Annotated in this window: 11 protein-coding genes; 6 read left to right on the top strand and 5 right to left on the bottom strand. The window is 47.3% G+C overall.

The features are described from left to right. Window positions 1–270: 270 nt before the first annotated feature. From METPAY_RS08685 to METPAY_RS08665, 5 genes are all read right to left on the bottom strand, one after another. Window positions 271–1,176: a class I SAM-dependent methyltransferase gene (locus tag METPAY_RS08685; RefSeq protein WP_048151427.1), complete on the bottom strand. Its 906-nt coding sequence runs from the start codon at window positions 1,174–1,176 to the stop codon at window positions 271–273. 95 nt (window positions 1,177–1,271) lie between these two features. Then, on the bottom strand, window positions 1,272–1,901 hold the full coding sequence (locus METPAY_RS15345) for a type IV pilin N-terminal domain-containing protein (protein WP_052418746.1): 630 nt from the start codon (window positions 1,899–1,901) through the stop codon (window positions 1,272–1,274). Beyond that, window positions 1,898–2,806 (bottom strand): type IV pilin N-terminal domain-containing protein, encoded by a 909-nt coding sequence (locus tag METPAY_RS14240; protein WP_084600775.1) that lies wholly within the window; start codon window positions 2,804–2,806, stop codon window positions 1,898–1,900. The genes METPAY_RS15345 and METPAY_RS14240 overlap by 4 nt, the downstream gene beginning before the upstream one ends. Window positions 2,807–2,848: 42 nt before the next feature. Beyond that, the gene (locus METPAY_RS15340) at window positions 2,849–3,472 is read right to left on the bottom strand and encodes a type IV pilin N-terminal domain-containing protein (protein ID WP_084600773.1); all 624 of its coding nucleotides are present in this window, start codon (window positions 3,470–3,472) and stop codon (window positions 2,849–2,851) included. Between the two features lie 2 nt (window positions 3,473–3,474). Then, window positions 3,475–4,251, bottom strand: coding sequence for a type IV pilin (locus METPAY_RS08665; protein ID WP_048151426.1), 777 nt, complete (start codon window positions 4,249–4,251; stop codon window positions 3,475–3,477). Between the two features lie 312 nt (window positions 4,252–4,563). On the opposite strand from METPAY_RS08665, the gene METPAY_RS08660 reads away from it, so the two are divergent. From METPAY_RS08660 to cobN, 6 genes are all read left to right on the top strand, one after another. Continuing rightward, window positions 4,564–5,313 carry an ATP-binding protein gene (locus METPAY_RS08660; RefSeq protein WP_048151424.1) on the top strand — a complete coding sequence of 250 codons (750 nt, stop codon included), beginning with the start codon at window positions 4,564–4,566 and terminating at the stop codon, window positions 5,311–5,313. 274 nt (window positions 5,314–5,587) lie between these two features. Continuing rightward, the gene (locus tag METPAY_RS08655; protein WP_048151422.1) at window positions 5,588–6,112 is read left to right on the top strand and encodes a hypothetical protein; all 525 of its coding nucleotides are present in this window, start codon (window positions 5,588–5,590) and stop codon (window positions 6,110–6,112) included. A gap of 1 nt (window position 6,113) precedes the next feature. Continuing rightward, on the top strand, window positions 6,114–7,379 hold the full coding sequence (locus METPAY_RS08650) for an ABC transporter substrate-binding protein (protein WP_048151420.1): 1,266 nt from the start codon (window positions 6,114–6,116) through the stop codon (window positions 7,377–7,379). A 21-nt stretch (window positions 7,380–7,400) separates the two neighbouring features. Beyond that, entirely contained in the window at window positions 7,401–8,492 is a 1,092-nt protein-coding gene (locus METPAY_RS08645) for a FecCD family ABC transporter permease (RefSeq protein WP_048151418.1), read from the top strand. Next, on the top strand, window positions 8,486–9,259 hold the full coding sequence (locus METPAY_RS08640) for an ABC transporter ATP-binding protein (protein WP_048151416.1): 774 nt from the start codon (window positions 8,486–8,488) through the stop codon (window positions 9,257–9,259). Before METPAY_RS08645 ends, METPAY_RS08640 begins: the two co-directional genes overlap by 7 nt. A 13-nt stretch (window positions 9,260–9,272) precedes the next feature. Continuing rightward, the gene (cobN, locus tag METPAY_RS08635; RefSeq protein ID WP_048151413.1) at window positions 9,273–12,971 is read left to right on the top strand and encodes a cobaltochelatase subunit CobN; all 3,699 of its coding nucleotides are present in this window, start codon (window positions 9,273–9,275) and stop codon (window positions 12,969–12,971) included. Window positions 12,972–13,068: the final 97 nt, after the last annotated feature.

Raw genomic sequence — 13,068 nt, 5'->3', positions numbered from 1 at the left:
ATCGTACAAAAAGGGCGATGACGTACCGTTATATCGACGCAGTTTGGGTTTTAATCCCTAAAAAATCTGTTTCCAGGGCGATTTTGAAACATTGATCCCTAAAATCCTGCAAAAGCAGCTGGAATAAGCTCAGATTACTGGTTTTCAGGCTTCAACCACTACTCAAAAAGGAGTATAATCGCAGGATAATCAAATTCGGAACTTTACAAAAAATCATTGATAAAAATCTTTGAAGAATTCGGATTTTGATTATAAAAAAAAAGGTAACTGTTATAATCTCCCGTTTACATCCCATATCATCATACCGTGACAACCTGAGGGGCTTTTGCGGTACATCCCTTCTTTAGATGCATCCCGGTAGTAATTCCTGACCTTATCTTTTGTTTCATCGTCGAGATCATGGCCGTGTCCGAAGAAACGCATCGCCTTTTCGGCGGCATCTTCCCATTTTACTTCTTTTTCCCGCTCTTTTTGATTGATCTTTACAACGGGCCGATAGCCTGCGAAATAAAGGTACATAAACGGGAAGAACATGGTATACGCCTGGTGATGGCGATTGCGCATCATTCCTTCTGGTTCTTTCTCTTCGCCGGAAAGAAGTTTCATGATCTCCATATGCTCCCTGTTCTCACCTACGTTGAGGAAACTGGAATAATAGCAGAGGTTCTTCGAGCATGCCATCATCCTCTCAAGGGTCTCAGCATCGTTAATTGACGGAGTCCTCGATGCGATTACGAGATCGTATTTGTTCCTAAGGCCGAGTTTGTCTATATCCGCCGACCACCAGGAGCACACCATAGTTTCAACGTCCAGGGATTCTTTCTCCGCCGCTTCCGCCACTCTTTCAAGCGATGTCGACGAGATGTCGAGCGATGTAACTTCGGCACCGAGTCTTGCGAGAGGAATCGAAAGAACACCGGGGCCGCACCCGATATCGAGGATCTTCGAACCTTTAATTTTAAAGCCGTTCTCTTCAAGAAAGCCGATCGTTTCAAGGGAGGATCTCCTCATCATCTCTTCGCCGGGGCCGCTGCCTTCCGGCCTCTTCGGGCGTTTCTCCCATCTCTGGTTCCACCTTTCAGCTACTTTGTCCTCATCCTGTTCCGTCTGCACTGCCGAAGTCGTCGCCTTCCAGCAATCGCTCCAGTATTTTATATTGTCATCATTTTGGCTCATTTTATCAGTCCTCATAATTGATTAAAAAAAGGAAAGGAAGATGGCAGATACCATCCTGCCTCTGATTCTCCTTTCCGGAGAAATTAAATTTTAGTTTATGGTTCTACCGACATATCGGCAGACGCAATAACCTGACCGTCGCTCTGCACGACTTCAAGTGTAATTGTTTTCCCGATGTTGATCTGGTTGTTTATGCTATCTAAATAACAATAATTGTCAACATTACCTCCGGCTGCACCTCCCTGCAGACCCGAATAATAGCATGGAGGCCAGTCTTGCGGTTTATCTAATATTCCACTATTTTGAAGATCCTCACCACCAACGATATACATGGTCTCTCCGGGGCGCCAGGACATTACCTCGTATGTACCATCATTTGCATTTAACCAACGGTTGCCATATGCATCGGTAATACATGCCTGGTTGATCAAAAGTTCGCCGTAAAGGTCCTGGCCGCGCCCGAATTCATCAGAAGGACGTATGTATAGACGAACATCCCTTGTTTCAATAGAATCACCTGCAGAATGGGTCATAGTCAGGCCATAATACTGGCTGTACGATGCGGATATCGATGCCTGCGGAGCAGGCTCCTTTGTCTGCATCATTCCGCCCGCAAAACCGCTTACGACAGCCGCGATGATGATCGTAACGACCAGCATCAGCATGACGCCGATAACAGGCGAAACTCCGTTTTCATCATTTCGTAAAATTAACATCTTTTTCATCCCTCCACCACAACGTCATCTTCCCAGATGGTCTTGCCTGTCGGGATATGAACGACGCTTACCGTAACGATATCTCCGGCACGAAGCTGCTCCCAGTCCTTGCCAAGGACGGCTTGCATTGCATCGTAATTGGAAAGATCATGATAAGTACCAGGAGTGACCGTTTCTATTTCACCTTTAAACCCGTCTCCCGGGGGATTAAATACGAGTTCTACTTCACCAGTCAGGTATTCACCCTCACTCTCTTTACTACCAGAAATGCCAGTTTCGTTACTATACAGATATTCCCAGCGACCGCCATTGCCGTCACTGTCCGTGATACCGTATCCAACATTGTCATATGATTTTCCAGTATAGGCACCAGCCACAGGATTTGCGCTGGCACCGAAGGGCTCCGCCCACATGACAGTTCCGACAGTCAGAGAATAGTTCCCGTAATGTTTATCTGGAGAACCCCCCTGAACACTTCCTGTACCTGCAGATCCTTCTGCATCGCCGACACCTATACCATATCCATAAGGTGCATTGTAAAAGTGGGCATCCATATTACTGTCACCAACAGAGGTTGACATTATAAGATACACATTCGGCACTTTTGGCATGATTGTTGCCCCGCCGGAGAACCTGCCGTCAGAATCCTCGTGATTCCACGAGGTTACAATTTTGAGGTCGGAAGTAGGAATTCCCTTGTCTACACCGGTTACTCTCGCTGAGAACTCACTTCCGGACCAGTAGCCATTGTTCTTTATATGAACGTCCATCGTCAGTTCAGGGGCTTTACCTGTACTGTCGATAAGGCCGCCGGAAAAACCACTGACAACAGCAGCAATAATTATGGTCACTATGAGTAGCAGCATGACCCCGACGACCGGGGAGACCGCATTTTCATTTGATTTCCTTATCATTTCATTCACCACAATACTCGTAATTATTCCTCACTTCTCTCCTCATGCCGTAACCACAACCGATGTCTGGGCGATTGAATTTCCCGAATCATCGCTAAGTGAAATATAGAACACGTTCCCAATGTTATCGTTGTTGAAAAGACACATACTCCAGCGAAGTGCATCCTCATCAGGATCCGGACTATCAACGGTAGTATAAAACTTACCATCATCATGCTCATAATCTGACGGCATAATGTCAGGCTGGAGTAGTTCAGGAGTACAGTTATCAACTTTGATGTATATCGATTCTCCTGCCTTGAATGAATTCACGGTATATGTTCCATTATTTTCATAATAGATCTGCTCATCTTCCGCATTTCTAAACAGAGACATGTTCACGACCTGCTTAGAGATGATCTCCACGTCCTCTCCGAATGTAGGACCGTCCCACATAATAATGTTCAGGTCATGCATAGGAAGGGGATCTCCACCGGTATGGCGAATTGCCAGACCGTCAGTTAAACTGAAACTTCCTTTTATGGTCGCCTGCGGAGCGACACCCTGCGAGTCTATCATTCCGCCCGCAAAACCGCTGACTACAGCCGCGATGATTATGGTTACGACCAGCATCAGCATGACGCCGACTACAGGGGATACGGCTTCTTCATAAAATTCTTTAATCATTTTCACTCACCCACCGCAATATTCTTTGAAAGGATTACTTTGCCGGTCGGGACATAAACGACACTTATCTGAACGACATCCCCTGCACGCAGGTACTCCCAGCCTTCGCCAAGCATCGCCTGCATAGGATCTAATTTCCCTGTCATCCCTGCCTCTCCAATAGTGGGTGTTATACCAGTCGTACCCGTTTCACCATCGGAACCTTTGGTATAACTATACCTTAAGTTGTTGATACCATAACCATAGCCAAGAGAATCATCTGAACCACTAGGGTTCGCTATAAGTCCTGTTCCCTGTTGGAAGGTAAAAACCCCAAATGACTGCTCGTCATTATACGGCTCAAAAAGTGTTGAATTTTCGACACCTGCACCAAATCCATAAGGTGGAAGCAAAATTTTAGTGGTTGTTATACCCGTTGATTTTGAGTATTGATAGTAATTAATTTCCTGACCAATAACTGTGGCCCCTCCCATCACAGGATCGCCATACGACTCTTCGGTTTTGTTCGTAGTTGACCATGATGTAGTAATCTTCAGATTGTTTGTTGCAATCGGTTCGCTGACCGAAGTAACGGTCGCTTTAAATCCACTGCCGGCAGCATAGCCGGTGTTTGTGATCTCTGCATCCATCGAGAGCATGGGTGTTTTCTGGTTGTTCGAACCCATGATTCCCCCTGCAAAACCGCTCACGACAGCAGCGATGATGATAGTAACGACCAGCATCAGCATGACGCCGACGACCGGAGATACACCATCCTCGTTTCTCAATTTAAATCGCATTGCCAAATTCTCACCTCAATTAAATTTGTGAATAAAAATGCCAGACCAGCCGGTACATAAAGTACAACTTACCCCCCTTCGAGTAAGACATAATTATAATTTTTTATTAATTGTTACACAGTATAAACATTATTATTTGAAATTGTCATAATTAAATAAAAGTAGAGGTTAAATGATTACTTTTATTCATTTTGGTTATAATTTTCATTTATTTACAGGACGATGCATTTTATGGCAGTTAGAAATATAGGATCAAAACGCGCAAATTAAATATTACGAATTTCAAACTAAGTAATACTAAAAGGAATTACCATGAAAGCAATAATATGCGGAAAAGGAGGCTCAGGCAAGAGTACAATCACCACCCTTCTTGCCAGGTATTACAGTGAAAACGGCCACAGGGTACTTGTGGTGGACACCGACGAATCGAATGCCAGCCTCAACAGAATACTCGGGATGGAATCCCCCAAAGATCTGATGGGATACTTCGGCGGAAAAAAGGGCATGATGGAGGGATTCAGAAAGGCGAGAGAAGGTGGAGAGCCACCTAAATTGAACTGGACGTTTGATGATATTCCCAAAGACTATATCTCCCAAAAAGATTCGATCGGACTCGTTGCAATCGGAAAGATTCACGAAGCCGGAGAAGGATGCGCATGCCCGATGGGGATACTGTCGAAGCGTTTTATCTCCGAACTTAAGCTTTCGGACAAAGATATCGTTATTGTCGACACCGAAGCGGGGATAGAGCATTTCGGCAGGGGCATCGACCAGATGTGCGACGCAATCCTGATGATCATAGATCCGTCCTACGAATCCCTGCATCTTTCAAAAGAGGTCGCAAGAATGGCTGAAAAGATCGACGTTCCGGTATATTATATATTGAACAAGATCGATCAGGAGACATCGTCATATCTAAGGAACAGTATAGACAACAAAGAAGCGATAATAGCAGAATTTTCCAATGATCCCTCACTCCTGGTATCGGGGCTGGAAGGAAAAGAGCTTCCCGGTGATTATCCTGGAATTTTTGAAATAACAGAGAAGATCGGCGGGAATTGACCAAAACCTGAAAAATAAAAAACCTTTTTCAATCAAATAATATTACTTAAATAAACGCCCGGGATTTTGTAGTAATCAGACAGATAGATCTTATCGAAATAAAATTGCACCGCCCTTAATTTCTCAGGTCTTTATGACCTCCCAGATGAATTAGTAATTGAGTAATAAAAAAATAAATTTTTTTCATACGATAGAATTACCAAAATGAACAAAATAATACTAAATAAAATTAATAAAGATAATTAGATCCTAACAACTAAGGGATTGGATATCCATGAAATACAAGTTCCTGATTGCCATAATGCTTCTGGCGGCGTTATCCGCTCACGCGGCAGCCGCAGATAATCTCCAGGGGGCGACTTATACTATTACTCCTACAGGAGATCCCGACGAATACAGAATATCGATTTCGATCTCAAACATTACCGCAGGAGGCCTGAGCATAGAGTTTCCCGGAACCTTCGAGATCGTAGATACGAACATCCCTGCTGAAAACTACGGGAGCGATGATGAAACGTTCATCGCAACCCTCACGGGTGAGACCGGGATCTACATCGATGTTATCTGCCCCAACCTTGCAACAGGCGAGATCCTTTCATCCTGGGATGATATCTCGACCGGCACGCACGGTGGAGAGGAGCTCTCGGTTAAAGAATCGGAAGAAGAGCAAATTCCTTCCTCAACTTCTGCAAAAGAAGCACCTTTCGGGTGTTCGGGCATATTCGCACTACTCTCTGCGGGCATAGCAGGACTTGTCGTGAAAACTTCCGGCAAAAAAACATCCGGGGAGGAGAACTAAAATGAAGTCTACACAAAAGAAAGCGGCATTTGTCCTTATTCTGATGCTTTCGGCTGCATTCCTGTTTACAATTCCCGTATATGCAGCTACGCAGGAAAATTCCGAGGGTCTTCCGCTGGATAAGAATGGCGATATGGAGATCACGGAAGACGAACTTGTGCCGGAGATCCTTTCTTACCTTACGGAGAAGTACATCAACGGAAACGACAACGCCGCTTACGACCAGGATCTCGCGGACGCCGCATATATCTATGCAAACTGGGACGGGAAACCGAAGACCGTTACCGATACAAAAGGCCAGGAGATCACCCTTTACAGGCCCTTAAGAAATATCGCCGTAATGAACAGCGAAACCCTTGAGACTATGAGGTCTCTAGGACTCGACGAAGATATGGTATCCGGGGTCGGGAAATACACGCTTGCAGACGAGGTCTTCTTCCCCGAATACTCCGACAAGGAGAACATAGGCTCAGTCTGGTCGCCCGACTACGAAAAAATAATTTCGCTGTCACCCGATGCAGTCTTCCTCTATGCCGACTTCATGGAGGAGACAGCCGACGAAATACAGGAAAAGATCCAGTCAATGAACCCTTCGATCAAGGTGTTCAGGTTCGACATGTATTATCCTTCGACATACATCAATGAGACAAAACTTCTCGGCGCAGTAATCGACAAAGAAGATGAAGCTGAAAAACTTACCGGTTTCTACAATGAGCAGATGAATGCCATCGATTCTGCATATGAAAATATCCCGAAGGATGAAAGAACAAGGGTCTACTTCGAAAGCTGGGACGACTACAAGAGTGCTGCAAACGGCTCGGGATACAACGAGAAGATAAACCTCGCGGGCGGAGTCAGCATCTTCGAAGATGCCACACCCGAATACCCGATTGTAAACCCCGAAGAGATACTTGTCAAAAACCCTGATGTAATCGTCAAGCTCATCGGCTCGGGGGAGCTTGCATTCGGAGGATATGAGGATAACAACACTGAAAAAGCACAGGAAGTCTACGAGATGTTAACAAACCGTGCAGGATGGCAGAACCTCAATGCAGTAAAGGACGAACATGTATATATCCTGAGCAACGACATCTTCGGAGGACCTGAATACGTAATAGGTACTTTATACCTCGCCAAATGGATGTACCCCGAGGAACTGAAGGACGTGGACCCAACCGCCGTCCACCAGGAATATATCTCTGAGTTCCAGCACCTGGACTTTGACGTAAATAATAACGGAGTATTCGTCTGGAGTGGAAATCAATAGATCATCTGCGGTAGATTATGGATGGCAATCGACTCTAACGAATTCAGGGCACAATGCCAAAAGATCAGGGCTAAGAAGCAGGCCTTCTTCATTGGCATTATCATTCTTTTGATACTATTAACAGGCATAGGAATAACTCTCGGCACCGCCGAGATCTCAATTGTTCAATCCTACCAGGCCCTCTTCTCCGGACTCTCAGAACGACTAAGCCAGTTCTTCCTTGGAGCTGGGCACGGTTCACAGTCCATGACGGAGATAGTAGTCTGGGACATAAGGCTTCACAGGGTCCTGTTCGCAATCGCCGCAGGATTCGGGCTTGCAATTGCAGGAACGATAATGCAGGGAATATTGAGAAATCCACTTGCAAGCCCGTTCACTCTCGGAATATCGTCGGCAGCATCATGCGGTGCATCTGTCGCCATAATACTGTTCGGAGGATTCGCACTCCTTTCAGGAAGCATCACGATAATGCTCCTCGCCTTTATATTCTCGATGCTCGCCGCATTCGGGATCTACCTTATGGCCAGGCACAAAGGGCTGTCTTCTTCGTCGATGATACTCGCCGGAATCGCACTGATGTACCTGTTTTCAGCGATAACCTCGCTACTGCAGTACTTCGGATCGTCCGACCAGGCAGCCTCGGTAGTCTACTGGATGTTCGGATCGCTCGACGATACGACATGGCTCAAACTCGGAATCGTTTGTCTCGTCCTACTGATCATAGTCCCATATCTGCTGGTGAAAGCATGGGATTTAAACGCCCTCTCCGAGGGATCTGAGATCGCAAAATCGGTTGGTGTGCCTGTCGAACGCGAGATGACGATCTTCATGTTCACGGCATCCCTCATAACCGCGGTCATCATATCGTTCACGGGGACCATAGGGTTCATAGGGCTCGTCGCCCCCCACATCGCGAGGATGGTCACCGGCAGCGACAACAGGATACTGATCCCTGCATCGGGGCTGATGGGAGCTGCGATTCTGCTCGGTGCGGACTGCCTGAGCCGGGCGATAATCTATCCCGCCGTAATTCCGGTAGGAATAATGACAGCATTCCTTGGGGTTCCGTTCTTCCTGTACCTTTTCCTTAGGAGGGATGATACGGGATGGTAGCAGTAAAAGTAGATGATCTCTCCTTCTCATACGGGCAGAAGGAAGTCTTTTCAGGGATCTCTTTCGAAGCGGAAGAAGGAAAAATCCTTGGTCTCGTCGGCCCGAACGGGTGCGGGAAGACTACCCTCATCAAATGCATCGACGGCATACTGAACCCGGAAGGGACCGTCGAGATCTTCGGAACAGATTCGAAGACACTCGACAGGATAGATATTGCGAAAAAGATCGCATATGTTCCACAGAGTGTCCCGGAAGGACTCTCGTCCTATGTCTACGAGACTATCCTGATGGGAAGGCGGCCGTACCTCAACTGGAATATCAGGCCGGAGGACGAGGAGAAAGTCTATTCAGCGATGAAACTCCTTGGAATCGAGGATTTTGCATTCAGGAAGACGAAAGAGCTTTCCGGGGGAGAGAGGCAGCGTGTAATGATCGCCCGTGCGATTGTACAGGAAACTCCGGTCGTCCTCATGGACGAGCCGACAAGCAGCCTGGATATAAAGCACCAGATGGAAGTCATGGAGAATATGCGGTTTCTTACGAAAGAAAAGAACACTGCCGTTATCGTCTCACTGCACGACCTGAACCTTGCCGCCGGTTACTGCGACCAGATGGTCATGCTGAAAAAAGGAAAGATCCACAGCCGCGGCCGCCCTGAAGAAATCCTGACAGGGGATACCATAAGAAGCGTTTACGAAGTAGAAGCGTCCGTCAACAGGGAAAACGAGCGGCCATATATAATCCCGCTGCGGCCGGCGGAAAAATAACGGAGATAAAAATATGGTTAAATTTACCGTGGTTTCATGGGGAAGCGAAATATCGGTTATCAGGCATGCGGCAAAAAGGATCGGGTTCGAAGTATCCGACTGGAACGTCTACGATTTAAAAGAGAACAGCGAACTGGTTTCGGAATGCATCAGTTCATTTATGGACTCCGATTTCGTTCTTATCCACCCGTCGCACGATTCATACTGGGATGATATAATAGAAGGATTCCCCGAGGAGCTTCCGGTTGTATCATACGGTTTTTCGGATATGTTCTGGTCGGCATCCACCGTTCCCCTAGAGATCGTCTCCGCTGTCAGTGCATATTTCCTCTACGGCGGACTTGAGAATATCTACAACATGCTTGCGTTCTGTGCATCGAAGATCCTCAACCTCGATTATCATTATGCCGAACCCATGCCTACGAGGTGGGAGGGGATCTACCACCCTGACATCCCTTTCGTCCTCGACAGCGCCGGACAATACTTCGACTACAGGGGAGTCATATCCGAATATAACGTAGGCATCCTGTTTCCGAGGATACAGTGGATATGCGGAGATTTAAGAGCGATTAACAGTTTCATACGGAGAATAGAGCAGTTTGCAAACGCAATCTGCGTCTTCTGCTTCTCAAACGGCGACGACGAACTCGGGACACTTTCAAGCGAGGAATGCATCAGGAAGTACATGCCTGAAAAACTCGACGCACTTGTTGATCTCAGGTCGTTCGTCCAGAGCAGAGACCGTGAATCATATATCGGACACCTTAAGAAGATTGGAATTCCCGTCTTCCATCCTCTTACAATGTACCATGACTCCGTTGAAGAATGGAGAAGATCGGAATTCGGGATGACCGGATCTGAAACAGGATGGACCGTCGCCCTCCCCGAATTCCAGGGCCTGACAGAGATGATCCCGTTCTCTTTTGCAGAAAAGGAATCCGTTTCGGGTGTCGAGACAAGCCTGCACGTCCCCAACGAAGAGAGGATCGATAAGATCGCAAAAAGGATTGAAAGATGGATCAGGCTCTCGAAGAAGAATAATTCAGAAAAAAAGATTGTATTCATACTTCACAACAAACCCTGTGCATCCGTCGAGGGAACGGTCGGTTCGGGTGCAAATCTCGACACCCTTGAGAGTCTCTCCGGCATTCTGAAAGAAATGAAGAATGCGGGATATAATGTCGAACCACCCGAATCGGGAGAGGCGCTCATAAACGAGATCATGTCCAGAAAGGCGGTTTCCGAGTTCCGGTGGACGTCAGTTGAAGAGATCGTGCAAAAAGGCGGCGCTCTTCATATCGTAAAAGCCAACGACTACAGGGAGTGGTTCTCGACTCTTCCTGAAAAGGTCCAAAAGGAGGTCTCCGAATGCTGGGGAAATCCGCCGGGAGAAGAGATCGACGGTGTTCCCCCGGCAATGCTCTACAAAGGAGATATTGTCGTGACAGGAGTCTCCTTCGGAAACGTCATCGTCTGCGTTCAGCCGAAGAGAGGATGTTCGGGCCCGAGATGCGACGGCAAGGCCTGTAAAATACTACATGACGCAAACACCCCGCCGACGCACCAGTACCTTGCGACATATCATTATCTTGATGAAACGTTCGGAGCAGACGCGATCGTTCATGTCGGAACCCACGGCAACCTCGAGTTCCTGCCCGGAAAAGGCGTCGGTCTTTCGGACTCCTGTTACCCTGACATCGCCATAGGGAACATGCCGCACCTGTACATATACAACTCGGACAATCCTCCCGAAGGAACGACTGCAAAGAGGCGTTCGTATGCTACAATAATCGATCATATGCAGACCGTTATGACGACATCCGAACTATACGGGAATTTAAAAGAGCTCGAGGAGCAGATCGCCGAATATAAACGGGCAGTCGTCTCCGATAAAGCCCGGGCCCATGCACTGACGCACACCATAGAGGACCTGCTTGAAGAGACCGGGATTTCATACTCGATAAACCTCAAGGGCCTGAAGTACATCGAAGCAGGGTTCGACGAGATAATAGAGGCCGCACACAAGGTTGTAACCGAGACATACGAGACCAAAATCCCGAAGGGAATGCACATATTCGGGAAGAACCCGGAAGGGGAGGATCGGGTTGAGATGATATACTCGATCCTCTCGTACGACGGTGCCTTAAATGACCTCGTATCCACGATATCAGGCAGTGGTTCCAGTGAGCAGGAAATCGAAAAATTAAGGAAAGAAGAGATCTTTTCGAAAGAGATCATCAGCACTGTAATCTCCGGCGGCAATCCTTGGGAAACAATAAAATCCCGGGTGAAAAAGGATTTGCCAAAGGAGCAGGCCGAAAACGCAGATGCAATATTCTCGCAGATCATGGAAATCAACAGGAGAATAGAAGACTCGGACGAAACAGGCGCCCTTCTGCACGGACTTGACGGCAGATACATCGAACCCGGTCCTTCAGGACTTGTCACCCGCGGAAATCCCGAGATCATGCCCACCGGCAGAAACTTTTATTCGCTCGACCCGAACAAGGTTCCGACAAAGGCCGCATGGAGAATAGGGAATCGGCTTGCGGATGAAGTCCTGGCCAAGTACCTCCGTGAAAATGACAAATATCCCGAGAACATCGCATTTTACTGGGTATCGACCGATATCATGTGGGGAGACGGCGAGGTCTTCTCCCAGATGCTGAAACTGATAGGTGCAGAGCCGGTATGGAAAGCCGGGAAGGTGAAATCCTTCAGGATTATCCCACTCGAAGAGCTCCAAAGGCCGAGGATCGATATTACCGTTAAAATCGGAGGCATAATGAGGGACAACTTCTTCAACTGCATCGAATTCCTGGATGAGGTGATAAAAGCAGTTGCAGAACTTGACGAGCCTCCCGAAGCAAACTACCTGAGAAAGCATTCCCTTGAAAACAACTCGTCCGACAGAATATTCGGGAACCGGCCCGGAACATACGGAAACGGAGTCAATCTTGCGATCTATGCCTCTGCGTGGAAGGATGAAGGTGATATCGCCGACGTATTCCTCGAATGGAACAGTTACGCCTACGGGAAAGAGAACTTCGGGACTCCGGCAAAAGAAAACATGACCGCCCAGCTGAAATCCGTGAATCTCACTTTCAACGTCGCAATGACAGACGAATACGATCTCCTCGGATGCTGCTGCTATTTCGGTGCTCACGGAGGCCTCACGATTGCGGCACGAACCGTAAGCCAACATAATATTCCCGTATATTACGGGGATACAAGGAGCCGCGACACTGTCGAGGTCAGGACCATTGCAGACGAGATCAGAAGGGTTGTAAGGACAAAGCTTCTCAACCCGAAATGGATCGACGGGATGAAAAAGCACGGCTACAAGGGTGCGGAGGACATCTCGAAGAGGATAACCCATGTCTACGGGTGGGAGGCAACGACAGGAGAGGTCGACGATTCGATCTTCGACAGCATCGCGGAAACCTTCGTCCTTAACGAGGAAAACAGGAAATTCTTCTCAGAAAAGAACCCCTGGGCGCTTGAAGAGATAGGAAGACGGCTTCTGGAAGCGAATGCCAGAGATCTATGGGATGCAGACCCCGACCTGATAGACAGGCTCAAAGAGGCCTACCTTGATATCGAGGGAGACATGGAAGACAAGAGGGGTGAGGCACAGGGGGACATCCAGGGCGGATCGATAGATGTATTCACGCTGAAGGAGATTTCAGGAAGCAGGCATAAGAGTATTTAGCTGTACCCGGATTACGTAATATGAATAAAAACCGCATAAAATAGCACAAAAATCAAAATCATAACTTTTCGTATTATTATAATCTAAATATTTATTA

This window comes from Methanolacinia paynteri (assembly GCF_000784355.1).
Classification (GTDB): Archaea; Halobacteriota; Methanomicrobia; order Methanomicrobiales; family Methanomicrobiaceae; genus Methanolacinia; species Methanolacinia paynteri.
The sequence above is the reverse complement of the archived record's forward strand: the minus strand, read 5'-3'. Positions and strand labels throughout refer to the sequence as shown.

Excerpts from the sequence above, each read along its gene's own strand:
- METPAY_RS08685 (WP_048151427.1), bottom strand. The coding sequence starts at position 1,176 with ATGAGCCAAAATGATGACAATATAAAATACTGGAGCGATTGCTGGAAG.
- METPAY_RS15345 (WP_052418746.1), bottom strand. The coding sequence starts at position 1,901 with ATGAAAAAGATGTTAATTTTACGAAATGATGAAAACGGAGTTTCGCCT.
- METPAY_RS14240 (WP_084600775.1), bottom strand. The coding sequence starts at position 2,806 with ATGATAAGGAAATCAAATGAAAATGCGGTCTCCCCGGTCGTCGGGGTC.
- METPAY_RS15340 (WP_084600773.1), bottom strand. The coding sequence starts at position 3,472 with ATGATTAAAGAATTTTATGAAGAAGCCGTATCCCCTGTAGTCGGCGTC.
- METPAY_RS08665 (WP_048151426.1), bottom strand. The coding sequence starts at position 4,251 with ATGCGATTTAAATTGAGAAACGAGGATGGTGTATCTCCGGTCGTCGGC.
- METPAY_RS08660 (WP_048151424.1), top strand. The coding sequence starts at position 4,564 with ATGAAAGCAATAATATGCGGAAAAGGAGGCTCAGGCAAGAGTACAATC.
- METPAY_RS08655 (WP_048151422.1), top strand. The coding sequence starts at position 5,588 with ATGAAATACAAGTTCCTGATTGCCATAATGCTTCTGGCGGCGTTATCC.
- METPAY_RS08650 (WP_048151420.1), top strand. The coding sequence starts at position 6,114 with ATGAAGTCTACACAAAAGAAAGCGGCATTTGTCCTTATTCTGATGCTT.
- METPAY_RS08645 (WP_048151418.1), top strand. The coding sequence starts at position 7,401 with ATGGCAATCGACTCTAACGAATTCAGGGCACAATGCCAAAAGATCAGG.
- METPAY_RS08640 (WP_048151416.1), top strand. The coding sequence starts at position 8,486 with ATGGTAGCAGTAAAAGTAGATGATCTCTCCTTCTCATACGGGCAGAAG.
- cobN (WP_048151413.1), top strand. The coding sequence starts at position 9,273 with ATGGTTAAATTTACCGTGGTTTCATGGGGAAGCGAAATATCGGTTATC.